A 26976-nucleotide genomic window follows, 5' to 3' on the forward strand; every position below is an offset into this window, starting at 1 on the left:
TACTTAAATCGTAAGTAGTAAGTAATAAGTGACGGGCTGCTTGTCTTGATAAAGGGGAGGAATATAGGATGAGAGAATGGACCTTTGCACAAGGCTTCGCCTTGCTGGCACTGAATGCACAGGATAGCTTGCATATGACAACGGCGAAGAAAATTGCTGTTCGGTGTATGGCGGCTGCGGCTATTTTGGAATGGGAACTGGATCAGGGGAACTTACAGGGCCCATTTTCCACCATTTCCGAAGAAGATGTGGAAAACCTCGCCGCGGTTCCGCATCAACAGGAGGTATTACGGGAGCTACTGAAAAGAAAAGAAGGCCTTCAAACGGCGCTGCCGGAACGATTGAAGCAAGTTATACATTTTTCCAATAGAATATTAAAAAGAATAGAAAGCTCCTTTGCGGATCCCCTCAAAGGAATGGATCTCTTGGAGGAAATTCCAAACCTGCTCGGCTGTGATATGAACTATGTGACAGCCAGTGTGACGATGCGGGAATACCGGAGCAATGAAGAGGCCTATACCCGCATTACAGAGGGATTGCGCGCTGAGATTTTGGAGGACGGCGAGATGACCGATGAAACTATTCTGATGCTTTGGCTTCTTCGCGAGAGCAGTTGCCTATATGACTTTTTCTCCAAAGAGGAGTTAAAACGTGTGGCACAGCGCATGACACAACTGTATCAGACCAATGCTATGGCTCGGGCCATTTTGGCTATAGATATTCATCGGGCTCCGGAAATTGCGGTTAAAAACTTTTTACGAGGGAAGAAGGAAGCCTTTTCCACTCCGATAGGCACGGGTGTGGACTTTGTATTTCCTTTTTGGAGCGTTCACAATCGATCTTTATTGAAACAGAAGCTTGGTTTGAGAACAAGGAACAGCGCCTACAGGACGTAGAAGCGCGCTTGGCCCAATACGGCCATCACTATACGGTTTTACGCCAGGGGGCTGTGCCGTTGATTCGAATCGATAATGTGCTGTATGAAGCCGTACCGACTGCCGTTCAGATGAAAGTACCGGTACAGGGCATGCGTCTGCGCAAATATCCGCTGTAAGTCCAAGAGGTATAGAAGGGGGAACCGTCGTGTCGCGCCAGCGGTCCATGGAAAAAATTCAAACATCTACCTATGTGAGTATCGGGGAGTTGGCGCGCCTGACCGGCTGCCGGTATAGCACATTAAAGTTTTATACAGAAGAGGGGATGCTGCCCTTTGAGCAGCCGGAGGAGAACCTCACCCGGCGGTTTCCCCGGGAAAAGGCGGTTTCCCGTTTAAAGGAGATTCAAAGGCTGAAGGCGCAGGGGTTATCCATCCCGGAGATCAAAGCGCTGCTGTAAACAAAAGGCTTCCGTCCAGAGAGATTCAAGGGCGGAAGCCTTTTATTTTTCATAAAATGAATGACGCGCAATGGAGATTTTAAATTTTGTATACCTGTATCGGGATATTCCTTTTTTTACAGTTTTCCATCACATACTTTGTACCTTTTGATTGTCCATCCCAAAACGCGATTACAACATCTGTATACTCGATTATTTGTAAGTTTCGTTTTAAGGAGCCCCCTTACCGTACTTATCGTATTCAGGCAAAAATTCCGTCAATTTGGTGTGATGTTCTATGGCGTATTTCCTTGCACATGTATCAATTCCTTTTGCGCCACCTGAAACGATTTCTGTGGCATCTTCCGGAAGATATTTTTCTAAATGATCGATGTATAAATTTCTGGAGTCAATCACTGCTACTTTCATAATATAAACATCCCTATCGTCTATGTATAGACTATATAGTAGCATGCATAGCCTATAAATTGCAACTGTTTTTTATATCCTATTAAAAAACGAAGGAGATATAGGATATGAATACAGTAGCAGCTGTGCGAAACCGTATTTTACAGCTCTGTGGGGAACGAAACATCTCTATAAACAAATTGGCAAATATCTGTGGATTGCCGCCATCCTCTGTAAAGAATATCCTATATGGAAAAAGCCAAAATCCAAAGGTATTGACCATTAAAATGATTTGCGATGGTTTAGGTATCACGCTTGCACAATTTTTCGACACGGATGAATTTGATCATTTGGAACAGGAGATCCGATAGTCTTTGAAAGATCCGTTTGGCTCCATTCTCTGCCGGTGCAGGCAGGAGAATAGAACCTACAAAAATACACGAAGCCCCTGTCTGGAAATCAATTTTCAGGCAGGGGCTTCGCTGTTTACAGTGGACGTATAGCGTCTTTCGCGGATCTCCAGTCGGGATGCGCCTACGGCGGGCACGTAGTGCCTTTTCGTACCCATGGGGAGGTAGACGAAAGCAAGATGCAAGGAGTTTATTTTTTGCTCCACAGAGGATGCCTTATAAAAACGGTGAAGGGCGTTCGACAAATATGGGAAATCCCGGCTTCACCATACCATTAAGAAATAGAAAGGTAAAATACAGAGAAGGGCCCAACTCCGGGAATTCCCAGGATTGAGCCCTTCTTGTTTACAGGGAAGAGTTTCTTCCCGTTCTTTTAACCTGTAATCTGCTGGTTAGGCGTCCAGCACTTGTTTCCTCCTACGGAGGCAATCCGCCAATCGTAATCGTGCAGCGCTTCGTAGCATTCTGACCCGGCAGGGTGGTGTAAACGCCTGTGCTCCGGCACGGTGGACGCACAGCGTCTTCCGCGCCTGCGGCGTCTCCTACGCAAGCTTTCAGCTATCGGCTGCCGGGTGCTTGATCGAATATGTACACGTTTATACCTTACACAAATTGCCCGGCGTTCAGCCAACAGTCACCGTACAATGCAGCTTCGCATCCTGGCCCGGCAAGGTGGTGTAAACGCCTGTGCTCTGACCCGGTGGACGCACAGCGTCTTCCGCGCCTACGGCGTCTCCTACACAAGCTTTCTGCTATCGGCTGCCGGGTGCTTGATCGAATATGTACACGTTTATACCTTACACAAATTGCCCGGCGTTCAGCCAACGGTCACCGTACAATGCAGTTTCGCATCCTGGCCCGGAAGTGTGGTGTAAACACCTATGCTCTGGCCCGGCGGACCACAGCGTCTTTCACCCTGCAATCTTTTGCTTCCTTTTGGAAATCCCCATACATTTTATCTTTCGCTTACATCCCAAGTACACAAAGTCTCAAAGCAGCAAAATCCCCGCTCCGGTTTCCCGGAGCGGGGATTCTACTCTTTGCGAAAGGGGCTCCCTTCGCTCAATTTACTAAGATGTCCGCCAAGGATGGCTGGGCCATGCTCCTGTGGGTACACAGCGCCTTTCGAACCTTCGGCGTTTCCTGCAAAAGCGCACCTCCGTCAACGGTTGCCCAATTGAATGGCTTGTGTCTTTTGCTCGCTCTCCAGCATTTAACCAATGGTTGCCGTACAATGCAGTTTCGCATCCTGACCCGGCAGGGTAGTGTAAACGCCTGTGCTCTGGCCCGGTGTGCCAACTGCATAAACTCTGTAGTAGTAGTCATTGCCAATCTGGGACACAAACTGCGTCTTCAGAACGCTTCCGTTGCCCACTGTAAAGCTCGGCACCAGTCCGTTTCCATTGACCACGGTCATCTTGAAGGTGTACACGCTTCCTCTGTTCAGCGTGATGGCATTTGCCGCATCACTGCGCACACTTGTCGCTGCACTCTGGCTTGCGGAAACCACACCCGCTGCTCCATATGTGTTGCTTACATTTCTCGATGTGGAGCCGCTCTTCTTCGTTGCCGTCGTCTTTGCCTCCAGGTTCTGGATGCTTGCTTCCAGTGCTTCTACTGCACTCTTGACCTCTTCTTCGGTCGCTGCTTCATTGTTCAACACAACCTTTGCGTTGCTCAATGCCTTCTGCATCGCTGCCACGCTCTTTGCTGTGTACTTGCTGGTGTTCACTGCCTCTGCTTTTCCAATCAGGTCTTTCAGAGCGTCCTTGTTCGGAATCATACGCAGTGCTGTAATCGCATTGAGCAGTGTTTCAGCCTTCTCGTCCACTGCCTCCTGGGTTGCATTGTCATTTTCCAACAGAGTTTCTGCATCGCCCAGGATGGTTTTAAAGGTAGCCCATGTTTCATCCTGGATGTACTTCGAAGCATTTTCTACAATCTCTTTGCCTTCTGCTACCAAAGCTTCCAGATCCGTCATGTCTGCACGGAAGACCAGTTTGTCAAGCGCTTCATACAGTGCTTCTGCCGCTGCCTGAATGTCTGCTTCCAGTACTTCCTCGTCGTCCATCAGGTCCTCTGCCGCCTTGTAGGCGTCGTCCAGTGCCTGTACGCTCTCCGGCGTGAAGTTCTCTCGATTGATGCTCTCTGCAATCTCCATCGGGATTTCCAGCTGGCTCTTGTCGCCCGCTGTAAAGCTCAGATACTGCAATGCCTCGATCAGCTCAAACATCGCGTTGTTGATCTCGTCCTGGCTTGCGGTCTTCTTTTCTTCGATCGCTTTCGCTGCCTGCAACGCTTCCTTGTACTTCTTCTGTACCGACGGGACTGCCGCCTCTACCTGCGCTTTCACGTTCTCGCTCTCTGCGATTGTGATCACTTCGCGCAGATTTTCTTTATCTACGATCGTGAAGCCCAGTTCAATCGTGGTGTCTGCATTCGGCATTGCTAGGCTGTATACATACTCATTGACATCAAACACCTCTACCGGCTCGCCATTGACTGTCACGCCTGCGATCTCTCTGCCTTCGACTCTCGGCTCAAAGGCTAGGTTGAGTTCTGTGCCGGAGAGCACATCGGTTTGATAGGAACCGATCAAATTTGCGATCGTCTGGTCTTCGCCGTCGATGGAAAGACGTACGCTGCCAGCCGGGAATTTCACAGTAAGTGCGTATTCCCTGGAGCCCGGCTGCAGGGCTTCCAGTTTTTCCAGAAGCTCAGTGGTCATTTGGATAAATGCTTCCTCCGAAGGCTTGCTCTCTTCATACAGGTCATATGCATTGCTGAAAGTCTCTGCCAATGCCGCGACGTCCTCGGAATCGTACTGGTTGGCACAATCGGATTCGATGAATGCGAGTACGGCCGCCATCGCCTGTAGGAACGCATCGTTCACCTCATCCGAGGGGGCGGTATAGGGCACCAGCTGATCGATGGCTTCGCTCAGGGCTTTTGCCGCTGCGTCGACCTCAGCCTGGTCGCGCGAAGTATCCCGCACGGTTTCCGCCTCTTCCAGGGCTACCTGCATAGCCTTCCAACTTTCGTCCGTATAGGCTTCGGAAGAGAGGGCCTTTGCGCGGGCGATCTGGTTCAGCAGCTCGGTCAGTTGGATGGTCGGTTTGAGCGCCATGTCTTCGAAGCCGGGCTTGAGGAATTCAAAGTAGTCAAAACCAAATTTTCCGATCGGTTCCAGGCGGATGGTGTGCTCGCCTTCTTCCAGGATGGGGGAGACCCACACGCGCTTGTAACCCTCTTCGGACGTATCGGAGGTTTTGGTACGGATAGTGGTAACCAGCTCGTTGTCGATGTAGACTTTTGCACCCTCCTGACTGCCGTCCATCTTTGCGCCTACGCAGACCTGGATGCCATTAAAGGTATAGGACAACGAAGTGTCACGCCAGTCATAGTCGTCGTCGCCGACATAGGTTTCCGTCCCATTGTAGGCGTCGCTGCTTTCCCAGAGTGCCCAGGTACCCTCTTTTTCTACAGCCGAATCCTCGCCGTCCACCTTCATCCATGGAGATTCGGCCACATAGCCGAAGTAATCCACGCTGAATTTGCCTGTGGGGACTAGACGGATGGTATGTTCGCCTTCGTCCAAGAGGTTGGAACGCCACACCTCATAATATCCATTCTTTCCGCCTTGTGAAGAGGAATTGCTATTGATGTGGTCAATCTTTTCTCCGTCCAGATAGACGTCCGCCCCAACCTGGCTGCCGTCAATCTTACCGCCCACAACAACTTGTACCCCGTTAAAAGTCAAAGAGATCGATGTCCCTTCCCAATCGTAACTGTCGCCGACAAAGGTTTCTGTAGATTGATAGGCGGCGCTGTCCGGCCACATGCCCCAGGTGCCTTCCTTGACCACAGAAGCATCCTCTCCGTCAACCTTGATTAGGAGATCGCTGTTTTCGGCCAAATTGGAGCGTTGCGTTTGGAACGCTGTCCGCGCGCTGTTTGGCGTTTCTGACGCGGTGCCAACATGTACCGTCTCAGCCAGAAGAACCAGAGTGTCCGGATCGTAAATATTGAGACGTGCTTCATATCCCATCTGTACATCAGCGGGGACCGATACCTGCGCAGACGCTGTTTGTTCACCCTTACGTGCAATTCGGTCTTCTGAGATGGACAAATCCAGCAAGTTCCCTTCGCGGTCATACAGGGCGAGGGAAGTGGCATAGGAAGCACTGCTGCCGCTATTTTTCAGTGTGATATAGGCAGAAAAGGTTTCTCCTGCCTCCAATCCCTGTGTACTGGTGGCCACAGCCGTTGTGAGGCTTGCACCTGCCTTGGTGGTATTCCGCATTGCGCCGAGAAGTTTGGCGTCCGCCCAGTCGGTGTGGTCATTGCTGTTCGATCCATTGGCGTCGGTCACCAGGCGCAGCGTGGTGACGCCGCGGACGCTCAAATCGACCTGCTCGCTCATTCCATTGGACATTTGTTTTTCATAGATCAGCATTTCCTGTTCGCTGCCTTCTACGGTAGCATAGACGCGATAGATCGCATCCGCTGTATTGCTTCCTACTTCGTCGTCAATGCCGATCACCGCCTGGAAGCGGGTGTATTGGCCGCCTAGATGGTAGACTGCTTCACTATCCGCGTGTAGCCCCAAACCTTTGTCATAGACAACGCCGCCGATGGTGATGGGGTTGCCCTCAATGGATTGGTCGATTCCGGGGGCCTTACCCGCCCAGCCCTGCGTGATGGGCTTTACAGGCTCCAAGTCGGATACATAAACCGAATGGGTGGTATAACCATACGCAGAAGTTTCATCGGCTGCCCCCTGGGCAGTAATTCCGTAAACGGTCGCTTCGTTCAGGAAAGCGTATTCCCCCTCCGGGACATCCGTGAAAGTAACCTTCACATAGCGAGCACGGATACCACCCAGGTCCTCTTCGTAAGGACGGTTGGCAATGGTGTCCGCTGTGTAGGAAACAATCTCCGTCCAGGGGCCGGTATTACTGGTGGAAACTTCCACCTTATACGGATAAGGTTCACTTTCAAAGTCCAGCTTCAGTTTGTACATATGCAGTGCATATTCGGTGTCTTGCATCCAGTATTCACCAGAACCAGCGGCCTCTGCAACCCATTTGGTGGCCGTATCTCCATCGTTTGCCAGGGCGCCGTTTCCACTGGAGGGGAAGGTGGGATGTCCAGTTTTATCCGCGGTATAGGTGCCGGCATCAAGCAACTTATCCGTCGTATCCTCTTTTTCTTCAATCAGGAAGTTGTCCGGTTCCGTTCTCCCGTATTCTGGTTCCGTCGCGGTAGTCGTAATGACGATCTCTGCCGGTTCCATTCCGGGGGCGGTCGCCTGGATGACCGTGGTGCCGGAGTAATAGGAGCGGAACTCCGTCGCTCCCTTGCCGTCGCGCATCAGGTTGCCGCCGGCCAGCGTCATAACCTTTCCAGTGGGGAACACGCCGGGACCTTCTAGTACCTCTAAGGTAACAGTGGGGGACTGATTGACCCAGTCGCCATTTTCATCCTTGACCGTGACGATCAGGTGGGTATCGGCCGTGCCATCGTTGGGGATGGTGGTCTGGGACGCGGTCAATTCCAAATGGTCGCCAGTTCCCTCTTTAGAAAATTCCGCCGGAACGCCGGTGTATTCCTGACGGTACCAATACCATGCTTTGAGCGGCAGACGGCTGTAATCGATGAATCCCATCTGCGCGAGGCCGGAACCGCCGACACTTCCATGGTGGAAAGCGCACCAAAGGCAGATCCCAGCGCGGTTGCCTTTGAGGGCATAGCTGTAAATATCGCCGCCATCTTGCATCGCATCAAAATAAGGACGGAATTCGTCACCGGATTCCCCTCGGTTTGCAACATGAGAACCGTATTCTGAGGCAATACTGGGCATATATTCGGTCATATTGCTGGGCATGCCCTTTCCAGGCTCCGGAAGAGCGGCGGAGCCACCATCGCCGTTGTAACCCGCAACGTCGCAGACGTCCAGTACGTCGAAACCTTCGCGCTGTACGCCGCCCATTCCTGCTTTGCGGGTGGGGTCCAGTTTATGCGCCAGGTTGCGCATTTCATTGACCTGATCCTTACGTACCTGCATATCCGATTGCCCCATGGGGAAGAAAATTTCATTGCCCATGCTCCAGATGATAATGGACGGATGGTTGCGGTTGATGCGGATCATATCCGTCAGGTCGCGCATTAAGCTTTCATTAAACGTTTCATAATGTTCCGGGTTGCTGGGATAGCCATTGACGCCATTCCAATCCGAAGCGGTATAGGTTGGCGCGCGATCCGCGCCACCGCCCATGCCCCAGAGGGCCACTTCCGACCAGAACATCACACCGATCTCATCACAGGCCTGCGCATAGGCGGGATCGTGGGGATAGTGCGAACCGCGGATAAAATTCATACCGGCGTCTTTAATCATCTGCACATCCCGGTAAAAGCCTTCGTTGGTCACAGCGTCCCCCCAGCCAGCGTGATCCTGGTGGGCATTGGCGCCAAAGAGGACGGTTTTCTCGCCGTTGAGATAGAATCCGTCGTTCAAGAATTGCGCCCAGCGAAACCCCAGGGGAGAGGTGTAGGAATCCAATGCCTGTCCACTGCCGCCCAATATGGTGGTGTGTACCTCATAGAGATTCGGCTCGTCCGGGCTCCAAAGCTTGATGTTCTGGATGTAATCGCTTTGGGCATCCACGACGCGGGTAGTGTTGGCAGGGATGGTAGCCGGTTCGGATTGGAAAGAAGCCACCAGGGTGCCGTCCGCCCGATCCACAACTTCCTGCTTGACAATGACAGTCTGTTCCATATCGGAGTCGTTCTGTACCTCTGTCTGAACGCGCACATCGGAACGCTTTTGCGCAATATTCTCGCGGATCTCCTCCGCGGGGGTATAACTTTCCTCGTCAATATTCTCGTAGTCGTAGTAAAGGGTGCCGTCCTCATTTTTTTCATCAAAACCAGGGTTGTTGAGGGCGGGTGTCGTGACTGCGGTGCCGTACCAGGCAACGTGGACGCTATCCGTAATGTTCAGATAGACATCGCGATAGATTCCGCCGGAGAAGTGGTGGTCGCCGGTGCGCGGCGCCTGTTCTGGATTCCACTTGTTGTTGACGCGAACGGCAATGACATTTTCTCCCGCATGGAGCTTGTCGGTGATATCGAAGGTAAATCCGGTGTAACCGCCCAAATGGGTCCCTACGGCCTCACCGTTGACAAAGACTTCTGTTTCAATGAAGGAGCCTTCAAATTCGATGCTCACACGCTTTCCGTTTTCCAGCCACTCCGGGGGAACATTGAAGGTCTTGCGGTATAGGCCATATCCCACAAAAAAGTTGGTTTCCATATTGTAGGGAATGCTGAAACTGTGGGGAAGGCCCACATTGGTCCAATTGGAATCGTCAAAATCCGGCTCGATGGCGCCGCCAAAATCAGGAGCGGCATCGTCGGTTACGGTTTGACTTTTAAATTTCCACTCGCGGTTAAAATGGATCTGCTGCCGGCTTGTCTCTACCGGCTCGTAGGGGGCGCCGACATCGACGCCCATCGTCCGGGCGGCTGTCTCCAAAAGGTCAGACGGTTGTTCTGTACGGGCCATCCCGTGGATGGAAAACATACCCATCAGAAGGGACAAGACAAGTGCTACGGATAGAAATCTCTTCATTTTCTCTCTCCTTTTCCAAAAAGCAAAACAGTTTTTCTTTACGAACGCGATCCTCCTTTCAGAAATGTATCATATAGCCGAAAGGCACTATGCTCATCTAAAAGCATAAAAATATTCAATAATGAGCAACATTTATAGATCAGTAATACCATACATCGTAAGAGAATTCAATAATGTAGGAAAGCAATGGGAAAATAGTACATATTTATGAGAAAATTGTCCATATAAATTTTTGTCTTGTGTCTCGCATCACATGGTAACAGAGTATGTGAAAAAGATAGACAAAAGAGTGCAAACCGTATTTGTCGCATTTTTATAGGGAAAAACAGTTGGAAAATGGGGAATATCCGCATAAATATGGTATCTATCAGTAAATCTGTTAAAAGAAAATTACAACAAATGAAAGAGCCTTATGTAACGATTTATACAAAGAAATACAGAGTTATGGAAGAATGACGCTTGAAGCAAAGCGTCATTTTTTGTACTGCGAAACAACACAGTATTTTATTTGCGCTTGGTTATCTTAAGACTTATTAGGCTTTGATTTGCCAAGGGCTTGTTGCGCAAGCAACGCGTTAGCACCCTTTACAAAACAAAGGCTGATAAGGAACTTTTTAAAAGCAGAAAAGAAATGACGATATTGAAGTACCATGATATAATGCACTTAAAGGCAAATTGAGATTGAACAAAATCGCTATACTACAGCCCTAGCAGTCTATCACACAGCAATTTCGTTCAATGTAAATTTACGGAGGACTTACAAGATGAAAATTACAGAAGTAGCAGACAGAAATTCAATGCTGATAGAACAATTATTAAAAGTATGGGAAAGTTCCGTAAGAGCAACCCACCTTTTTCTATCAGAAAATGAAATAGAAAACATAAAAAAGGATGTACCGCAAGCATTAAAAGAAATACCGCATTTACTCATCATAAAAAATGAAAATCAACTTCCTGTTGGCTTTATGGGAATTGTAGAACAACATCTGGAAATGCTTTTTATTTCTAATACAGAAAGAGGGAAGGGGCTTGGAAAGGAGTTGCTTCAATACGGAATGGAACAATATTCTGTCAATGATTTAGCAGTGAACGAACAAAACCCTCTCGCGAAAGGTTTCTATGAACATATGGGATTTACAGTTTATAAAAGAACAGAGCTGGACGAACAAGGAAATCCCTACCCGTTATTGTATATGACAAAGGGTAGAGATTTGGAAACAAAACCATAAAAATCCTGTTCTTTTCGAGAGAATTAGGACCCATTTTTGGTTGCAAAAAGTTGTCTCCAATGGTATAATAAAACACTATAATATTGTGCGAAAAAGGTCAAAAAAGAGAGAAGAAAAGGGAGGCAAAACATGTTAAACACGGAATTTTCTAGCAAGTTTGTCAAAGAGGGGTTGACATTCGACGATGTCCTGCTGGTCCCGGCGGAGTCCCATGTGCTGCCAAAGGAGGTGGATGTCTCCACCCAACTGACCAAGACCATTCGCCTGAATACGCCGTTGATGACCGCGGCGATGGATACCGTCACCGAGACGGATATGGCGATTGCGATCGCCCGCGAAGGCGGCGTTGGGATCATCCACAAGAATATGTCTATTGAAAAGCAGGCCGATGAAGTGGACAGAGTCAAGCGCTCTGAAAATGGCGTCATCGTAAATCCGTTCTTCCTCTCTCCGGACCACTTTGTCCATGATGCCAATGACATCATGGCGCGCTACAAAATTTCCGGCGTTCCGATCTGCGAGGGCGGAAAGTTGGTCGGAATCATTACCAACCGCGACTTGCGGTTTATGACGGAGGAGGACTTCGATCAGAAGATCTCTGCGGTTATGACAAAGGACCACCTGGTGACCGCTCCGGTTGGGACCACCCTCAAGCAAGCCCAGGAGATCCTCCGCAAACACCGCATCGAAAAGCTCCCCATTGTGGACGAGAATGGTTATTTGAAGGGGCTTATCACGATCAAGGATATTGAGAAATCCGTACAGTATCCGAATTCCGCGAGGGACGCGGCGGGCCGTCTTTTGTGCGGCGCGGCCATCGGCGCGACCCCGGACGTGCTGGAGCGCGTGGCAGAACTGGTCAAGGCGCAGGTCGATGTGGTTGCGCTTGACTCGGCGCACGGTCACAACAGCGGTGTATTGGAGGCAGTACGCAAGGTCAAGAAGGCTTATCCGGACCTCCCGCTGATTGCAGGCAATATCGCAACCGCAGCGGGTGCGGAGGCATTGATCGACGCGGGTGCGGACTGCGTAAAGGTTGGCATCGGGCCGGGTTCTATCTGCACCACCCGTATTGTAGCGGGCATCGGCGTGCCGCAGATCACGGCGATCTACGACGCGGCTTGTGTGGCGGCAAAACATGGCATCCCGATTATTGCAGACGGCGGTATCAAATATTCGGGCGACATCGTAAAGGCGCTGGCAGCGGGCGCAAACGTGGTCATGGTTGGCTCGATGGTTGCGGGCTGCAAGGAATCCCCCGGAGAGACAGAGCTCTTCCAGGGGCGTCAGTTCAAAGTGTATCGCGGCATGGGAAGTTTGGCGGCCATGGGGAAGAAGGACGGCGGAAGCTCCGACCGGTACTTCCAGTCGGACAACAAGAAGCTGGTTCCCGAGGGCGTCGAGGGCCGTGTCCCGTACAAGGGGCCGCTGTCCGACACCATCTATCAGATGATGGGCGGCCTGCGTGCAGGAATGGGTTATACCGGTTGCGCCAATATTGCAGAGCTGCATGAGAAGGCGCAGTTTATCCGGATCACCGGCGCTGGCCTGAAGGAAAGCCATCCACACGATATTCAGATCACAAAGGAATCCCCGAACTATTCGCTCAGCGTTTAATACGCCTTTATTGGGAGTTTTAGGATTCCAGAAAACTGTATACAGATAGCCTTGTAAAATGGAAAATCCGGGGTATGACTCATACCTCGGATTTTATTTTTTCAATTTTTGTCGGATAAATATTCTGAATAGAAATAAAATGATTAAATATGTAATAGTACCTATCTAATAGAAAATTTTCCGGTTGTTTTTTCTACAATTTTCATAATGAATATTTTAATAGGGACAATCGCCGCAGAAGGTAGGGGATCTCTATTGCTAATATGCGAATAAATAATTGCAAAAGGAATGACAGCGATTAGACAACAGTGGAATAATCGTAGTGTATTCCTATTGTTAATACATTTTTATAGACATTAAAAATAGGCATACTTTTATAAAGAAAGAGGGTGTCCCCGAACTACGAATTGTTCGATTCATAGAAAAGGGGCATCCTCTTTCTGTTTGGAAAAATATCTGCGTTTCTAAAAAACGAGGGGAGCCTTCCATCCTTTCATGACTTTTGGGACACCCTCTTTTATGTTCTCATTATAAACTTCAACCGAATACAACCATACCTCGCTCATAGGAACAGCGATAGGATGACGGTAATAATCCCACAAATGCCAATGGAAATCCCACTCATTGCGCCTTGTACATCGCCCATTTCCAGCGCCTTTGTGGTTCCAAGGGCGTGGCTGCAAGCGCCCGTGGCCAGCCCTTGTGCGACAGGGCTTTTGATATGGAACCATTTGGCGAACAACGGGGCAGCCACTGCGCCGATCAAGCCGGTGAGTAGGACAGCGACCATGGCGATAGCCACAACGCCACCCTGGCTTTCTGCAATTCCCACGGCGATAGGGGTGGTGCAGCTTTTGGGAAGCAGGGCCCTGGTGATGGATTCGTCGAGGCCGAACGCCTTACACAGAAGGAAAACACTGCCGATGCTGGTGACGCTGCCGGCGGTGCAGCCTGCAACTACGGGCCAGAAGTGCTTTTTTAAAATATCCATCTGGTTGTAGATGTTCAAGGCTAGCACCGCCGTCGCCGGGCCGAGGAAGAGATTGATGATGTCTCCGCCCAGATTATAGGCTTCCAGCGGAATATCAAAGAGCACCAAAATCGCAATACAGAGGATAATGGCAATTACCAAGGGGTTGCAGATGGCTTTTCGGGTCTTTTTCTGTATCCAGATGCCGGCTTCAAAAGCCATGACCGAAAGGACAATACCAAACAACGGGGATTGAATCACAGCTTCAAACATCGGGCTTGTCCTCCTTTGATCCGGTCCATTTCATAACCGCTTGTACGGTCCAGCCAGTCACAAAGAAGACCAAGGGAGTTGTAACCAAGCAAATGACCAACAGGGGGATCAGATTTGCCGCTAAAACATCCAGGTATTTCAAAAGCCCCACACCGGCGGGAATAAAAAAGAAGGCCATGTTCGACAATAAGAAATTGGATTTTTCCCGTATATGATGTGGTTTTAACCACCCACAGGCCAATAGGAGGAACAGCAAAACCATGCCGATCACACTGGCGGGAAATGGGAACGGCAAAACTGCCGCAATGGCTTCCCCCAGAAGGCATACCAATAAAACGACACCAATTTGTGCAATGATTCGCATTTCGAAACACCCTTTGTATGTGGATTTCCGTACATAATACGCCTTATTATGATAACACAACACCCGCGCGCTATGTGCATAAGCTTTTCTCCTGGAAGGCGAAGAAAATAAGCAAAAGCGCAGAAACAAACCGGTCGTATGAAAGTTCTGCTAAACGCGATGAAACAGCGGAAACCTACCGTCTAGTAATTTTTGCCAGAGTTGGTACATGGATATTAAAAGCGCCCCACGACTTTTTGAGTTAAGAAATCTTTCATATCTCTCCTTTAACGCCCATATCGCCTCTTTGACGGTTGTATATAGACGCCGAAACCGCCGGTTTTCCCCACATTTTCCCCGGAAATTAAAAAATTTCAAAAAAAGTGAAAACTTTCTTCGAATGGTTATTGACAAAACCGGACAGGCTGTATTATAATGATAAACGCTTCGCATAGACTGTTTGTTGGTTTTGCGAGACGTTTATGGCGGCATAGCTCAGTTGGCTAGAGCATTCGGTTCATACCCGAAGTGTCACTGGTTCAAATCCAGTTGCCGCTACCAAATGGCCCGGTGGTCAAGCGGTTAAGACACCGCCCTTTCACGGCGGTTTCACGAGTTCGAATCTCGTCCGGGTCACCACTCTTTTATATTCCCGAGCAAGCGCGCGGGATATGGACGCATAGCTCAGCTGGTTAGAGCGCTCGCCTCACACGCGAGAGGTCATGGGTTCGAGTCCCCTTGTGTCCACCACTTTTGAAGCACCTATAGCTTGCGCTATAGGTGTTTTGTATTATTTAAATGCGAGGCGTTTGCAACTCATGTTGCGCCGCACAGTATAGGAGGTCGACTGACGATGAAAAAGATTTTTGCAGTTGTCGCAGCTGCCGCGTTCCTTCTCAGTATTTCCGCCTGCGGGGTGGATGTGGGGACGGTTTCCGGCGCGGACGGAACGACTTCGGATGTAATCCTGAGTTCGGCCCCAGGGGAAGAATCCCAGGCGGGAGAGGAGAGCCAAGCGCCCTCAAAGGACCCGGAAGAAGTGGAAAAGGATGTGGACGACAGCCTGACCGGCCTGTGCACATTTTTAGCACAGAACGGCGGTGTAGACGGGGACCCGGTGGATATGGCGGCGGATTTCATCGGTGCAAAATCGGGCGTGCAATACCGCTTTAGCTACGAGGGAAGCAACAACGTCACTGTGGAATTGTACGAATTTGATCTAGACAATTTGAGCGATGAGGCGCAGGCCGTCCTCAACAGCGTCCAGCAGAACGGTTCCTTTACCGTCATCGGGCAGGAAGTCACGGATGCTTATCTCTCAGAGAGCGGCAAGTACATGATGATCTACAGGGACACCCAGACAAACGAGAAGAACGAGTTGCACAAGAAGGAAATTGTAGAGCTGTTCCAGGGCTTTAAAGCATAGTCGGAGAAACAGGTTTATCAAGTGCAATGGTCATGCAAATCGAAATTGCGCGGAAGGAATCAGGCTGCTGTGGGCGATTGCTCCAGCAGCCTTTTTGTATGCCCGAGCGGTTGCAATTGGCCTGGGCACAGGAAGCTGTTTTCCACTATTTTATGCCTGCCTGTGGAAAACGCAAAGGGAAGACTATGGTCGTGCAAGGGAGATAGCGCGGAAGGAATCAGGCTGCTGTGGGCGATTGTTCCAGCGGTCTTTTTGTATGCCCGAGTGCTTGCAATTGGCCTGGGCACAGGAATCTGTTTTCCACTATTTTATGCCTGCCTGTGGAAAATGCAAAGGGAAGACTATGGTCGTGCAAGGGAAATAACGTGGAAGGAATCGGGCTGCTATGGATGGTTATTCCAGCAGCCTTTTTGTATGCCTGAGCGGTTGCAATTGGCCTGGGCGCAGAAACCTGTTTTCCGCTATTTTTGGCCTGTTTGTGGAAAACGCAAAGGGAAGACTATGGTCGTGCAAGGGAAATAACGTGGAAGGAATCGGGCTGCTATGGACGGTTATTCCAGCAGCCTTTTTGTATGCCTGAGCGGTTGCAATTGGCCTGGGCGCAGAAACCTGTTTTCCACTATTTTTGGCCTGTTTGTGGAAAATGTAAAGGGAAGACTATGGTCGTGCAAGGGAAATAGCGCGGAAGGAATCAGGCAGCTGTGGGCGGTTGTTCCAGCAGCCTTTTTGTATGCCTGGACGGTTGCAATCGGACCGGGCGCAGAAACCTGTTTTCCACTATTTTTGGCCTGTTTGTGGAAAATGCAAAGGGAAGACTATGGTCGTGCAAGGGAAATAACGTGGAAGGAATCGGGCTGCTATGGACGGTTATTCCAGCAGCCTTTTTGTATGCCTGGACGGTTGCAATCGGACTGAGCGCAGAAACCTGTTTTCCGCTATTTTTGGCCTGTTTGTGGAAAACGCAAAGAGAAGATTATGGTCGTGCAAGGGAAATAACGTGGAAGGAATCAGGCTGCTGTGGGCGGTTGTTCCAGCAGCCTTTTTGTATGCCTGGGCGGTTGCAATCGGACCGGGTGCAGGAACCTGTCTTTCACTATTTTGGCCTGTTTGTGGAAAACGCAAAGGGAATACTCGCTACGAACGGGCCAAACCGGTTTGCCCCCTATAGCATTTAAGTCCGGAATCAGAAGAACGGCCTTGCATGCCCTACAATGGTTTTGATTCTATACCTTTTGGCATTTGGAACGATATTCCCGCGGGGTATAACCAGTTGCAGCACGGAATTGTTTAGAAAAGTAGCTGTGGTTGGAGAACCCACAACAGGCGGCAACTTCTATCACGGGGAGATTCTGGTGTGCAAGGAGGCTCATTGCAGCCAGGATACGCCGCCGCAAAAGGTATTTCTGCGGCGTAGTGTGGAGGAGCTGCTCAAAGGTGCGTTCACATTCGCGTGGAGAAAAGTGGACTGCCTGGGCCAGTGCGCGCAGGGTGAAGGGCTGCATATAGTGACTATCCAACCAGACGATCATCTGTTTTAAACGTTCCTCGCGCAACGCTGGCGGCCTAGTGGCAACTATTTCTCCCGTATGCTGCTGAATCCGTATAAGAATTTGCGAAAGCGCATGCCGAACCGTAAATTCAAAGGCGTAGGGTTCGTCCGAACAGGCGTAAAAAGCCTCTTCAAAGGCGTCGAATACCCCCTTTTGCCAGGGTTCCTCGGGCAAAAGCACGAGGGCCGGTGGACCATTCTCGAGAAAAGGACGCGTGTACTTGATGTCAAAGGCGCTTCCGACTGCCCCGGAAATGATGGAAGGGTCAAAGACCATCGAATGATACCGACAGGGTTTTTCGGTCAAGCAGCGGATTCGGTGAAGCTTGTCCGCGTTGATGAAAATTCCCTGTCCAGCCTGCAAAGAGAACTGCGTCTCAGAGACGGCGGCCTCAATTTCTCCCTCATCAAGCATGAAGATTTCCCATTCATGGTGCCAGTGCGGTGGAATCTGAGCGCCTATGTAATCGTGCACATCTCCATGATAAGCACAACAGGCAAATAGAGAGTCACGCAACGGTTGGCGCTCCATGCGGTTATCTTCTATCTTGAGTGGACATTTTGCAACCGGCATAGAATCGTTTTCCTCCTTTCTGATCGGTCGTTTTTGTTATAGTATATGGCGCTTTTTGAAAAGAAACAAGGGCCTTTTTGCGCTATACTATCAATAGAGCAAAGCCCATAGAATGAAAGAGGCCTACAAATTGACGCTGGGTGGCGCAGCTATAGAGTCGCCTAAACCAGCATTGAAATCGATGCACATTGTAAAGGAGGAACCCCCATGTTGGAACATGTAGCCATCTGGACAAGAAACTTGGAAGGGATGAAGGACTTTTATTGTTCCTATTTTGATGGAAAAGCAGGGGCAAAATATCAAAGTAAATCCGAGTTTCATGCGAATTTCGAGTCGTATTTCCTGACCTTTGGAGATGGAAGCCGGTTGGAGCTGATGGAGATGCCCACTATCCCGGAGAGCGCGTATAAACCCGGGCAGGAAGCGTTGGGCTTGACCCACATTGCATTTGCAGTGGGTGGAAAGGATGAGGTGGATGCTCTGGCCAAGCGCGCTCATGAAGAAGGGCGGAAGGTACTGCTGGAGCCACATCAGACCGGCGACGGGTATTATGAGGCGTGTATCCTGGACCCCGATGGGAACCGTGTGGAGATCACAAAACTCCCGGAATGATTTGTGTAATCGTCTAAGAGCGCTCTTCCCATGGAAGAAAAAGCGGGGGACTTTCGGTTGACAAAGAAGCCGCCCAAACACATAACAAGAAGAACTCGAAAAGGACGCCCAGCAACCGGCACATTGGCCGGAAACGGGGCGTCCTTTTGTATTTTGCAAAGTTGTGTAGAAAAAATGACAGTACGTGTCATGACAGCTGCCTCCGTACTCTCGGAATTCAAAAATTTTTAGGCAGACATGACTGATTACATTTGGTATTTGAAAAGATTGTTCCGTGAAATCCAAACACAGGCGGTTTCCACCCTATGGAAGCCTGGCCAACCTCGGCCCTTTCTGTTAAGGATTCCTGTATCAGACTCCGGAATTTCCACAAATATGCGCTCTTACATAGGATTTCCCTAATAAAACAATTGAATTTTGGACGCATATTCATCAGCTATCGATTTGTTTCGATAGAAAGAATATAAAAATGTATGGGTTTCAAGTGTGATCATAAGAGTTTATAATGCCTAAAATACAACATGAACTATTAAATAGGAGGGTTGAATCATATTGTAACAAAAGGGAGAAGTCTACCAAAGGATATGGAGACATCCGGCCTTGCGCCTATAGGTTGAAAGGGGGTTGTATGAAAAAGGGGGCTGCCTGGACACACAAAGTGCTTGTCCAGCTTGAGTAAAGTCGATTTAGACCGATCTCTTCTAGCCCGCAAGTGGACAGAAACACGAAGGTGCTTGTGTGGGCTGGGCGAATGAGCCCAGAACAGAATGAATAACATAGATTTTACAGAAAATTAAAGCCTTCTGAACCACGGGGCCTGTCCGATTCGGTATGATAAAGACAAATCTAGCGCGCCCTGCGCGGCCTTTAGGAGGAATTTCAGGAATGAAAAGAACAGCTGCTTTTTTATTGGCGGTGGCCATCTGTGTTGGAACGACGGCGACTGCATTTGCCACAGAAGAGACTGTAAAGGACAGCGCTTCTACGGAATTCCAGTTTACTCTGCGCAATGACCCGAGCTATACCATTACGATTCCCGCTCATGTGACCATGGAACAGGAAGGCACGGATGTGGAAGTGCTTGCGGAGGATGTACAGGACCTCGGCGAAGATCAGAAAATTTCCGTCACGATCGCCGGCACGGACTATTATCGCAACCAGATGGTTCTGGAAGATCCGGAGACTCGTGGCACCATGCGCTATCAGATTGTCACACCGGACGGTCGAACCCTTGAGACGACCGGCGAAAAGGATCAGATGAATGGCCAGGAGATTGTTTCCTTTACTGGCGATGGCAAAGAAACTTACACTGTGAAGCCGGTCATTGCCTTCAATGTAAAGCCTGGCAATTATACCGGTACACTCACATACGGCATCTCTGTGGTAGACATCGCATAAAAATCTTAAAAAACGTACCCCTGTACAAAAAGAGGCTCCATCGCAGATGATCTGTGGTGGGGCCTTCTTTTGGCTTACTACAGTCAGAATAGGGAGAGGATTTACTGGTGAAGTAGCTTATCCATTATTTTTTTATCTTTTTAGTATCTTAAAATGATTTATACGGGATAGAAGAGGGAAAAGAAGGTCCAGATTTCCTGTTCTGCTATGTTGAAAGAAACGATGGTGCGGAATAGGAACCAATACAGCGGATCACGCTTTCCTGTCCGGAATAGATGTTTTTCAGGTATCGCGGGGTGTAAGACCATGCACCGGTCATAGTTTCTTGCCCGGGAGATTCTGCCTTCCAAGATGGGACAAGTATCAATGGATGTACACTCGGAACCCCGGGGTTCGAGGATTGTTGTTTTTCAGGCACAGCAGGGTGTAAGGCCATGAGCCGGTCATAGCTTTTTACCCGGGAAAGTCTGCCTTCCAAGACGGAGCAAGTATGAGCGGATATATACCCGGAATACCGGGGTTCGAGGATTGTTGTTTTTCAGGCACAGCGGGGTGTAAGTTCATACGCCGGTTATGGCTTTTTGCCTGGGAAAGTCTGCCTTCCAAGATGGGACAAGTATCAATGGATGTACACTCGGAATACCAAGGTCCGGAGATCACTGCTTTTCAGGCACAGCGGGGTGTAAGTCCATGCACCGGTTATAGTTTCTTGCCCGGGAAATTCTGCCTTCCAAGATGGGACAAGTATCAATGGATGTACACTCGGAACCCCGGGGTTCGGAGATCACTGCTTTTCAGGCACAGCGGGGTGTAAGTTCGTGCGCCGGTCATAGTTTCTTGCCCGGGAAAGTCTGCTTTCCAAGACGGAGCAAGTATGAACGGATATACACCCGGAATACCAGGGTTCGAAGATTGTTGTTTTTCAGGCACAGCAGGGTGTAAGGCCATGCACCGGTTATAGTTTCTTGCCCGGGAAAGTCTGCTTTCCAAGACGGGGCAAGTATGAGCGGATATATACCCGGAATACCGGGGTTCGGAGATCACTGTTTTTCAGGCACAGCAGGGTGTAAGGCCATGCGCCGGTTATGGCTTTTTGCCTGGGAAAGTCTGCCTTTCAAGACGGGGTAAGTATGAACGGATATATACCCGGAACCCCGGGGTTCGGAGATCACTGCTTTTCAGGCACAGCGGGGTGTAAGACCATGCACAAGTCATAGTTTCTTGCCCGGGAAAGTCCACCTTCCAAGACGGGGTAAGTATGAACGGATATATACCCGGAACCCCGGGGTTCGAAGATTGTTGTTTTTCAGGTATCGCGGGGGGTAAGACCACGCGCCGGTCATAGTTTCTTGCCCGGGAAAGTCCACCTTCCAAGACGGGGTAAGTATGAACGGATATACACCCGGAATACCAGGGTTCGAAGATTGTTGTTTTTCAGATACCGCGGAGTGTAAGACCATGCGCCGGCGTAGTTCCTTGCCCGGGAATGGGGCGTTTATTCGAGGTGGGGGAGTAAAGAGCGCTCGTAAAAGAAGGAAGGGGGAGTTCGAATCGACTGCTTTTGGGGTTGTAGGCCATATAAGAGTGTGGCCTGTGCCTGGATGTGAAAGAGTGGACCTTTGCTCTAATTTTTTGTGGATACTCCGGAACACGAATTCCCACTGTACGCTGGAAGTTTTTCTATGGGATAGCAGACAAAATACCGGCGTAGAAAAGAGGCTTTTTTGTCGTATTGGATTGTTGTATATGCAAGGAAGTTGCAGTATACTGAAAATTGTTGCGTATGCAAGGAATTTTGGAAAAGCGAGGACGGACCAATGGACAGAGAGCAGCGGCAAATCGGCAAACATATCTCCGTTGCCTACCGTATGGGACAAATTTTCTATGACAACGAGCTGGCACCGTTTTCCATCGGAAGTGGACAACAATTTTTTCTGGTGAACATCGCCCAGGCGCCCGGGATTACCCTGTTGGAATTGGCGCAGAACGGATACTTTGATAAGGGGACAACTGCCCGTGCTGTGCACAAGTTGGAAGAGGCCGGGTATATCCGTGTTGAAGCCGATCAGGAGGACCGGAGATTGCGTAAGTTATTCGTCACGGAAAAGGCCGGCCCACTTCTCAAAGCCACAAGGGCAGCGTCTCGTTCTTGGCAGGACGCCCTCACGCAGGGAATGACGGAGGAGGAGTGTGCACTGGCGGAACAGCTCTTGGAGCGGATGGCCGAAAATGCCTATGCGCGGATCTCGCTTTTGAAAGGAAAGAGGGAAAACGAATGGAACAAGTGAACGAACAAAAATTGGGGAACCCCTTGGGGTATGCGCCGGTTGGAAAACTCCTAAAGCAGTTTGCACTCCCTGCGGTGATCTCCATGTTGGTGAATGCGCTGTACAACATCGTAGATCAGATTTTTATTGGTCAGGGCGTTGGCTACTTGGGCAATGCCGCCACGACTGTGGCTTTCCCGATCGTTACGATTGTTTTGGCGGTGTCAACCCTGCTGGGTGCCGGTGGCAGTTCCTACGCGGCTATTAAGTTGGGAGAAAAAAGGAGAAGGAAGCAGAGCGGACCTTGGGTAATGTGTTCGCCCTGTTGGTAGTAATCGGTGTGGTGTGCGCCGCAATCGGCCTGATCTTCTTAGAGCCAATTTTAAAGGTATTCGGTGCGACGCCCAACAATATGTCGTATGCGAAAGAATATGCGTCCATCATCCTGCTCGGCACCCCATTTAATATGTTGGGTGTGGGGCTGTCGAACCTGTGCCGTACGGATGGCAGCCCGAAGTTTTCCATGTATTCGATGTTGATTGGCGCTGTACTGAATACGATCCTCGACCCGGTTTACATTTTTGTGTTCCACTGGGGAGTCACCGGAGCTGCGATTGCGACGATTACTTCGCAGATCATTTCGGCAATTATGCTGACCTGGTATTTTCTTCGCCGGGGAAAGACTATGCGGCTTCGTAAAGAGGCATTGCGTCCGGATGGTGCCATCATCGCACGGACCGTGGCCTTGGGAATGTCAAGCTGCATCACACAGCTTGCCTCCACTCTGTTGCAGATTGTCATGAATAATACCCTGGTGCTCTATGGCGATCAAAGCGCTGTGGGCGGGGACATTGCGCTCAGCGCCATGGGGATTGTGATGAAACTGAGCATGATCTTGGTTTCGGTTTGTATTGGTATTGGCATCGGCGCTCAGCCCATTCTCGGATTTAACCGCGGGGCGAGCCAACCGGAGCGAATTAAAAAGACGTATCGGCTGTCTGCGGTCATTGCAACTGTTGTGTCCATTGTGGGATGGGCCGCCTGTATGTTATTCCCGGAGATCATCCTCAAGCTCTTCGGTTCTGCGGATGCCAATTTCACGGATTTTGCAGTCAAGTGCATGCGTATCTACCTCGGGGCGGTATTCTGTGCGGGATTCCAGGTGGTATCGACCAACTACTTCCAGGCGACTGGACAGCCGGTAAAGGCCTCCATCCTTTCCTTGATGCGCCAGGTCATTTTGCTGGTGCCGTTGATCGTAATCCTGCCGGTCTTTATGGGGCTGGATGGTGTTCTATATGCAGGTCCGATCGCGGACTTGGGTTCCGGCGTGGTTGTAGCGGTTTTTGTTGTATTTGAGATGCGGCGTCTGAATCGTTGGATTACAGAGACAAAGGGCCAAAGGGCGCCGGCAGGGGCTGCCGGGGAGCCTGCCCATGGGTGTTAAATAAAGCGAATACACGTTTCTCAAAAGGTAGGACCGAATCGGATTCAAAAGCCCGATTCGGTCCTACCTTTGCTTATTTGTGGTAGAGACGCGTCAATTGACGACCGCCAGCAAATGAGGCGGACATCCCTATCGCCGCGCCCTTTAGCTTATTTGTTTTGTAATAGGAGACATGAACGGACAGCTATCCACAAATCCCTATCGTATACGTTTGTGGAGTTTTAAATTTTCGGTAATATGGTTATTAATTTATTTTGCACATATTGATTTATAAATAATACAAAAAGACCGGTTCACTTGTATCAATATACTAAACAATAGAATGGAAGGACAAGAGATCTTGGAGCAAAAGTGAATGTAACATTTGGAAAGAAAGTGTTATAATGGACATAGAAATGAGGGATTATTTGCCATCTCCCTCACAGGATGTGCAGGGCCGATCGTTGAGAGTTGGAAACGGAATAGGAGGAAAACGATGAAGACGAAAAAAACCAGAGTGGTCCTTTCGGCGATTTCCATACTTCTGGTACTTGGTATTTTGGCAGGAGGTACGATGGCCTGGTTTACCGATACGGAGGCAGTACAGGCGGGATTTACCGCCGGTGTACTGGACATCCATGTCAAGCCGGGGGAAAAGCAAGCTACAAGTCTGGAATTTAAAAATTTGCGTCCCATGCAGTATAACCGTTTCTATAACGAGCTGCAGGACAATGGAACAGAAGATTGGGTCAATAATGTTGAAAACGGTTCATTGGGACTGACAGAAGACGATTACATGCCCATACCTTCGTATTTTAAGCCCGTGGTTATCCAAAACGATGGTACATTGCCGGTAGATCTACATCTGAGTATGGCGCTCCAGGAGACGCCGGACTGTCCTGGGGAAGAGGATATCTCCCTAAGCAACGATCATAAGACAGTCAATTGGAATAAAGACAACAAGGTCCCCTGTTCCAATCGATTGGAGGACGTACTGAAGATTTATGTCTATTGCCTGAATGGAGACCGTTGGGAGCGGGTAGAACAGGTCAACTTAAACCCGAACACAGCAGAGGACGAAGTCAGCTTGTATCATCCAGAAACTCGCTTGGGCGCAGGCATGGAAGTTACCTATGTAATTGCTGGTTATCTTCCAGAAGATGTGGATAACCGATATCAAGGAAAGCACTTCCATGGAAGCCTATTGGTCAATGCACTTCAGACGGACCAGAATACCGAATTGCATACCATTCATACGAATCATTCTGGAAGTGGGAGCATAACCGTCAATAAAACCCAAGCAAAGGCAGGGCAAAAGATCGAAGTTACCGCAAAACCCCAGGCTGGATCCAAACTGGAAAGCATCTTGGTGACGGACGAAAGTGGTCAGGTCATATATAAGAGTATGACAAGTCCCTTCTGCTTTGAAATGCCCGATTTTGACGTCGAAATTCAAATATCCTTCACGAAGGATACAACCGAAGCGATAGCCCATCAGATCCACTTGGAGCGTACTGGCTCTGGCAGTGTAATCGTTAGTAAAGCCAAGGCGAAAGCAGGACAGGAGGTAGAGGTGGAGGCAAACCCCTCTTCGGGTTATGAGCTGGAGAAGATTTTGGTAATGGACGAGAACGGTCAAGTGGTATATGAAAGTACGGCTAGCCCTATAACGTTTGTAATGCCGGATTGCGATGTCAAAATACAGATATCCTTTGTCAGTAACAAAGCAGAGAGCGAGACTTACAGGATTAAGGTAGCGCCGCTAGAAAACGGAAGCCTTACGATCAATAAAGCTAAGGCCAAAGCAGGACAAACGATAAAAGTTACGGCAAAGCCTAAGACTGGCTATGAACTGGATAATATTTTAATTGTCAATACGGAGGACCAGAACCAAATAATCGCCCAAGGCGCAACCAGTCCCTTTACCTTTCAAATGCCTGAAAACAACGTAACAGTAAAAGCCACCTTTAAAAAGGTGGAGTAGTCTGCATACAGTGGAGGTACCGCTCATCTTTGGAGAAATGGCGAAAATGTGTGAAGATGGCTCTATAATACCAAACGGCCATTTGATTCTGAGCCTTACACACAGATAATATAGAAAAGGCGGCTGTGGTTTCTAATGAGACCGCAGCCGCCTTTTTGCATTAAGCTTGGAGCATCGCCTACGAACAGAATCGATGGCTTCCTGATCACGGTGATCACCGGACGGGAGAAGATCCATTTGTTGGTCGATTTGGCGGGATTGTAGTAGTACACAGCACCGCCGGATGGGTCGTTGCCGTTGATCGCATCGCGTGCCGCCCGATAAGCCGAATCCGCCACGGGTGCGTTGACACCGCCATCGTATAGACAGGAAAAGGCTCCCGGCTGGTAGATCACACCGGCCAATGTGTTGGGGAAGGAGGGGTGTTCTATACGGTTTAAAATAACCGCGCCGACGGCCACCTGCCCTTGGTAGGGTTCCCCCCGGCTCTCCGCAGAGATAATTTTTGCCAGCAGATCGACGTCACTGCTGCTGAATCCGCCTTGTCCAGCTCCGGAGGAAATCCCCATCTTGCGGAGTGTTTGCTCTCCAGCAATTCCATCCGCTGCAAGACCGTTGTATTTTTGGAAGGCGATTACGGCCTTTTTGGTCTGTGATCCATAGATACCGTCTACCTCGCCGGAATAGACGCCGTATTCTTTGAGCTTGGTCTGGATCTGCCGGACCTCTTCACCGGTGGAACCCACCTTGGAGAGAGTCTGCACGCTGCCCCCATAATTGCCGACCAATGCGATAATCAGCACATTGACCAGCAGAATCACCAGGATACGCCAAAGATATTTCAAACTGTTTTTCATATTGTGGCCTCCCACAGAAATTTCCATTGTTAGGATTGTTTCCATGGAGTGCCGATATATACTAGGCAGAATGACCATCTGCCGGAAAGTAACACAAAAACTTCATCGTTCACTCTGAAAAGCTACGCTGCTGTAACGCTCATCCGGATAGATTGACATTTTTGTAGTTATACTATATACTTTTCATGTAAATATGAAAAATATGAATTAAAGGAGATGCATACAATGACGATGCCGAAGGGAAAGCACATATTTGGAACAGTGAAAGTCGGAGAGCGCGGGCAAATCGTGATTCCGAAGGAGGCACGGGAGATATTCAACATAAATCCCGGGGATACGCTGCTGGTGTTGGGCGATGAGAAGCAGGGAATAGCCGTTGTAAAAGCGGATGTTATGGAGGAGGTTGCCGTAAAAATCTTGAAAGGCTTGGGGCATTTTAAGGGAGGAGCCGATGGTGAAGAGTAACCTCTTGGGCATCCTGCCCTTCCTTCTGGCGATGGATTTGCTAATCCCCTTTCTGCTGGCGCCATCTTATAAGGGGTATCGCCATTTGACGCAAGTTATGAGTGTTTTAGGCAATTCAAAAGCGCCTTTACATGTCCTTTACAATGGGTGGTTAGTACTTTTTGGCCTTGTGGTTTTCATCAGTACATTTCAGTTGTATCCTGCGATTGCATACACATCAA

At 49.5% G+C, this 26976-nt stretch carries 19 protein-coding genes, 3 tRNA genes and 2 pseudogenes (1 of these 24 only partly in view); 18 read left to right on the top strand and 6 right to left on the bottom strand.

The annotated features are described in order from the left end of the window. The first annotated feature begins 68 nt into the window (after positions 1-68). Positions 69-896, top strand: coding sequence for a hypothetical protein (locus tag ACGCCZ_RS00460; protein WP_411655028.1), 828 nt, complete (start codon positions 69-71; stop codon positions 894-896). A 205-nt stretch (positions 897-1101) separates the two neighbouring features. Further along, a complete protein-coding gene (locus tag ACGCCZ_RS00465; protein WP_411655029.1) occupies positions 1102-1335 on the top strand; it encodes a helix-turn-helix domain-containing protein in 234 nt (77 codons plus the stop codon). A 210-nt stretch (positions 1336-1545) separates the two neighbouring features. Here ACGCCZ_RS00465 and ACGCCZ_RS00470 read toward each other — a convergent pair whose 3' ends face one another. After that, positions 1546-1743, bottom strand: coding sequence for an SLOG family protein (locus ACGCCZ_RS00470; protein ID WP_054324675.1), 198 nt, complete (start codon positions 1741-1743; stop codon positions 1546-1548). A 107-nt stretch (positions 1744-1850) separates the two neighbouring features. Here ACGCCZ_RS00470 and ACGCCZ_RS00475 point away from each other — a divergent pair, with 107 nt between their 5' ends. Together ACGCCZ_RS00475 and ACGCCZ_RS00480 are read left to right on the top strand one after the other, a co-directional pair. Continuing rightward, positions 1851-2093, top strand: coding sequence for a helix-turn-helix domain-containing protein (locus ACGCCZ_RS00475; protein ID WP_054324676.1), 243 nt, complete (start codon positions 1851-1853; stop codon positions 2091-2093). Between the two features lie 545 nt (positions 2094-2638). Next, complete coding sequence (locus tag ACGCCZ_RS00480) at positions 2639-3007, top strand: hypothetical protein (protein WP_411655031.1); 369 nt, start codon at positions 2639-2641, stop codon at positions 3005-3007. 338 nt (positions 3008-3345) lie between these two features. Here the strand turns inward: ACGCCZ_RS00480 and ACGCCZ_RS00485 are convergent, their stop codons facing one another. Continuing rightward, positions 3346-9765 carry an NPCBM/NEW2 domain-containing protein gene (locus tag ACGCCZ_RS00485; RefSeq protein ID WP_411655032.1) on the bottom strand — a complete coding sequence of 2140 codons (6420 nt, stop codon included), beginning with the start codon at positions 9763-9765 and terminating at the stop codon, positions 3346-3348. Between the two features lie 764 nt (positions 9766-10529). Between ACGCCZ_RS00485 and ACGCCZ_RS00490 the strand changes: the two genes are divergently transcribed. Beyond that, positions 10530-10994 (top strand): GNAT family N-acetyltransferase, encoded by a 465-nt coding sequence (locus ACGCCZ_RS00490; RefSeq protein ID WP_054324933.1) that lies wholly within the window; start codon positions 10530-10532, stop codon positions 10992-10994. Positions 10995-11123: 129 nt separating this feature from the next. Continuing rightward, complete coding sequence (gene guaB, locus ACGCCZ_RS00495) at positions 11124-12611, top strand: IMP dehydrogenase (RefSeq protein ID WP_054324932.1); 1488 nt, start codon at positions 11124-11126, stop codon at positions 12609-12611. Between the two features lie 562 nt (positions 12612-13173). Here the strand turns inward: guaB and ACGCCZ_RS00500 are convergent. Both ACGCCZ_RS00500 and ACGCCZ_RS00505 read right to left on the bottom strand, forming a co-directional pair. Continuing rightward, positions 13174-13854: an LrgB family protein gene (locus ACGCCZ_RS00500; protein WP_085534411.1), complete on the bottom strand. Its 681-nt coding sequence runs from the start codon at positions 13852-13854 to the stop codon at positions 13174-13176. After that, entirely contained in the window at positions 13847-14218 is a 372-nt protein-coding gene (locus tag ACGCCZ_RS00505) for a CidA/LrgA family protein (protein ID WP_085534409.1), read from the bottom strand. The genes ACGCCZ_RS00500 and ACGCCZ_RS00505 overlap by 8 nt, the downstream gene beginning before the upstream one ends. Positions 14219-14681: 463 nt before the next feature. On the opposite strand from ACGCCZ_RS00505, the gene ACGCCZ_RS00510 reads away from it, so the two are divergent. The 5 genes from ACGCCZ_RS00510 (at position 14682) to ACGCCZ_RS00530 (ending at position 16145) form a co-directional block, all read left to right on the top strand. Continuing rightward, positions 14682-14758: transfer RNA gene (locus ACGCCZ_RS00510), tRNA-Met, on the top strand. A 3-nt stretch (positions 14759-14761) separates the two neighbouring features. Continuing rightward, positions 14762-14836, top strand: a tRNA-Glu gene (locus tag ACGCCZ_RS00515). Between the two features lie 34 nt (positions 14837-14870). Continuing rightward, positions 14871-14947, top strand: a tRNA-Val gene (locus tag ACGCCZ_RS00520). Positions 14948-15050: 103 nt separating this feature from the next. Beyond that, positions 15051-15623, top strand: a complete 573-nt coding sequence (locus ACGCCZ_RS00525) for a hypothetical protein (protein WP_054324929.1) — start codon at positions 15051-15053, stop codon at positions 15621-15623. A gap of 162 nt (positions 15624-15785) precedes the next feature. Then, on the top strand, positions 15786-16145 hold the full coding sequence (locus ACGCCZ_RS00530; RefSeq protein ID WP_411655035.1) for a hypothetical protein: 360 nt from the start codon (positions 15786-15788) through the stop codon (positions 16143-16145). 701 nt (positions 16146-16846) lie between these two features. On the opposite strand, the gene ACGCCZ_RS00535 is transcribed toward ACGCCZ_RS00530, so the two are convergent. Further along, positions 16847-17746 (bottom strand): AraC family transcriptional regulator, encoded by a 900-nt coding sequence (locus tag ACGCCZ_RS00535; protein ID WP_054324926.1) that lies wholly within the window; start codon positions 17744-17746, stop codon positions 16847-16849. Between the two features lie 207 nt (positions 17747-17953). On the opposite strand from ACGCCZ_RS00535, the gene ACGCCZ_RS00540 reads away from it, so the two are divergent. The 5 genes and pseudogenes from ACGCCZ_RS00540 to ACGCCZ_RS00560 all read left to right on the top strand — a co-directional run bounded on the left by ACGCCZ_RS00540 (position 17954) and on the right by ACGCCZ_RS00560 (position 25433). Then, positions 17954-18358: a VOC family protein gene (locus ACGCCZ_RS00540; RefSeq protein WP_054324925.1), complete on the top strand. Its 405-nt coding sequence runs from the start codon at positions 17954-17956 to the stop codon at positions 18356-18358. Between the two features lie 885 nt (positions 18359-19243). Continuing rightward, entirely contained in the window at positions 19244-19756 is a 513-nt protein-coding gene (locus ACGCCZ_RS00545) for a hypothetical protein (RefSeq protein ID WP_085534397.1), read from the top strand. Positions 19757-21573: 1817 nt separating this feature from the next. Continuing rightward, complete coding sequence (locus tag ACGCCZ_RS00550; protein ID WP_054325024.1) at positions 21574-22044, top strand: MarR family winged helix-turn-helix transcriptional regulator; 471 nt, start codon at positions 21574-21576, stop codon at positions 22042-22044. Beyond that, a pseudogene (locus ACGCCZ_RS00555) lies at positions 22032-23470 on the top strand (MATE family efflux transporter). Before ACGCCZ_RS00550 ends, ACGCCZ_RS00555 begins: the two are co-directional and overlap by 13 nt. Before the next feature lie 475 nt (positions 23471-23945). Next, positions 23946-25433, top strand: a complete 1488-nt coding sequence (locus ACGCCZ_RS00560) for a TasA family protein (RefSeq protein WP_411655037.1) — start codon at positions 23946-23948, stop codon at positions 25431-25433. Between the two features lie 178 nt (positions 25434-25611). Here the strand turns inward: ACGCCZ_RS00560 and sleB are convergent. Further along, positions 25612-26290 (bottom strand): annotated as a pseudogene (gene sleB, locus ACGCCZ_RS00565) (spore cortex-lytic enzyme). 225 nt (positions 26291-26515) lie between these two features. Here sleB and ACGCCZ_RS00570 point away from each other — a divergent pair. Together ACGCCZ_RS00570 and ACGCCZ_RS00575 are read left to right on the top strand one after the other, a co-directional pair. Then, the gene (locus ACGCCZ_RS00570; protein WP_054325027.1) at positions 26516-26755 is read left to right on the top strand and encodes an AbrB/MazE/SpoVT family DNA-binding domain-containing protein; all 240 of its coding nucleotides are present in this window, start codon (positions 26516-26518) and stop codon (positions 26753-26755) included. Next, positions 26742-26976, top strand: the start of a protein-coding gene (locus ACGCCZ_RS00575) for a DUF998 domain-containing protein (RefSeq protein WP_054325028.1). Its footprint extends 386 nt past the window's final position; only the first 235 of its 621 coding nucleotides appear in the window; it begins with the start codon at positions 26742-26744; its stop codon lies off the right edge, out of view. The genes ACGCCZ_RS00570 and ACGCCZ_RS00575 overlap by 14 nt, the downstream gene beginning before the upstream one ends.

Source organism: Anaeromassilibacillus sp. SJQ-1, from assembly GCF_046693725.1.
In the GTDB taxonomy this organism is placed as follows: domain Bacteria; phylum Bacillota; class Clostridia; order Oscillospirales; family Acutalibacteraceae; genus Anaeromassilibacillus.

Excerpts from the sequence above, each read along its gene's own strand:
- ACGCCZ_RS00570 (WP_054325027.1), top strand. The coding sequence starts at position 26,516 with ATGACGATGCCGAAGGGAAAGCACATATTTGGAACAGTGAAAGTCGGA.
- ACGCCZ_RS00490 (WP_054324933.1), top strand. The coding sequence starts at position 10,530 with ATGAAAATTACAGAAGTAGCAGACAGAAATTCAATGCTGATAGAACAA.
- ACGCCZ_RS00485 (WP_411655032.1), bottom strand. The coding sequence starts at position 9,765 with ATGAAGAGATTTCTATCCGTAGCACTTGTCTTGTCCCTTCTGATGGGT.
- ACGCCZ_RS00470 (WP_054324675.1), bottom strand. The coding sequence starts at position 1,743 with ATGAAAGTAGCAGTGATTGACTCCAGAAATTTATACATCGATCATTTA.
- ACGCCZ_RS00505 (WP_085534409.1), bottom strand. The coding sequence starts at position 14,218 with ATGCGAATCATTGCACAAATTGGTGTCGTTTTATTGGTATGCCTTCTG.
- ACGCCZ_RS00540 (WP_054324925.1), top strand. The coding sequence starts at position 17,954 with ATGTTGGAACATGTAGCCATCTGGACAAGAAACTTGGAAGGGATGAAG.
- ACGCCZ_RS00460 (WP_411655028.1), top strand. The coding sequence starts at position 69 with ATGAGAGAATGGACCTTTGCACAAGGCTTCGCCTTGCTGGCACTGAAT.
- ACGCCZ_RS00525 (WP_054324929.1), top strand. The coding sequence starts at position 15,051 with ATGAAAAAGATTTTTGCAGTTGTCGCAGCTGCCGCGTTCCTTCTCAGT.
- ACGCCZ_RS00475 (WP_054324676.1), top strand. The coding sequence starts at position 1,851 with ATGAATACAGTAGCAGCTGTGCGAAACCGTATTTTACAGCTCTGTGGG.
- guaB (WP_054324932.1), top strand. The coding sequence starts at position 11,124 with ATGTTAAACACGGAATTTTCTAGCAAGTTTGTCAAAGAGGGGTTGACA.
- ACGCCZ_RS00500 (WP_085534411.1), bottom strand. The coding sequence starts at position 13,854 with ATGTTTGAAGCTGTGATTCAATCCCCGTTGTTTGGTATTGTCCTTTCG.
- ACGCCZ_RS00550 (WP_054325024.1), top strand. The coding sequence starts at position 21,574 with ATGGACAGAGAGCAGCGGCAAATCGGCAAACATATCTCCGTTGCCTAC.
- ACGCCZ_RS00465 (WP_411655029.1), top strand. The coding sequence starts at position 1,102 with ATGGAAAAAATTCAAACATCTACCTATGTGAGTATCGGGGAGTTGGCG.
- ACGCCZ_RS00535 (WP_054324926.1), bottom strand. The coding sequence starts at position 17,746 with ATGCCGGTTGCAAAATGTCCACTCAAGATAGAAGATAACCGCATGGAG.
- ACGCCZ_RS00560 (WP_411655037.1), top strand. The coding sequence starts at position 23,946 with ATGAAGACGAAAAAAACCAGAGTGGTCCTTTCGGCGATTTCCATACTT.
- ACGCCZ_RS00545 (WP_085534397.1), top strand. The coding sequence starts at position 19,244 with ATGAAAAGAACAGCTGCTTTTTTATTGGCGGTGGCCATCTGTGTTGGA.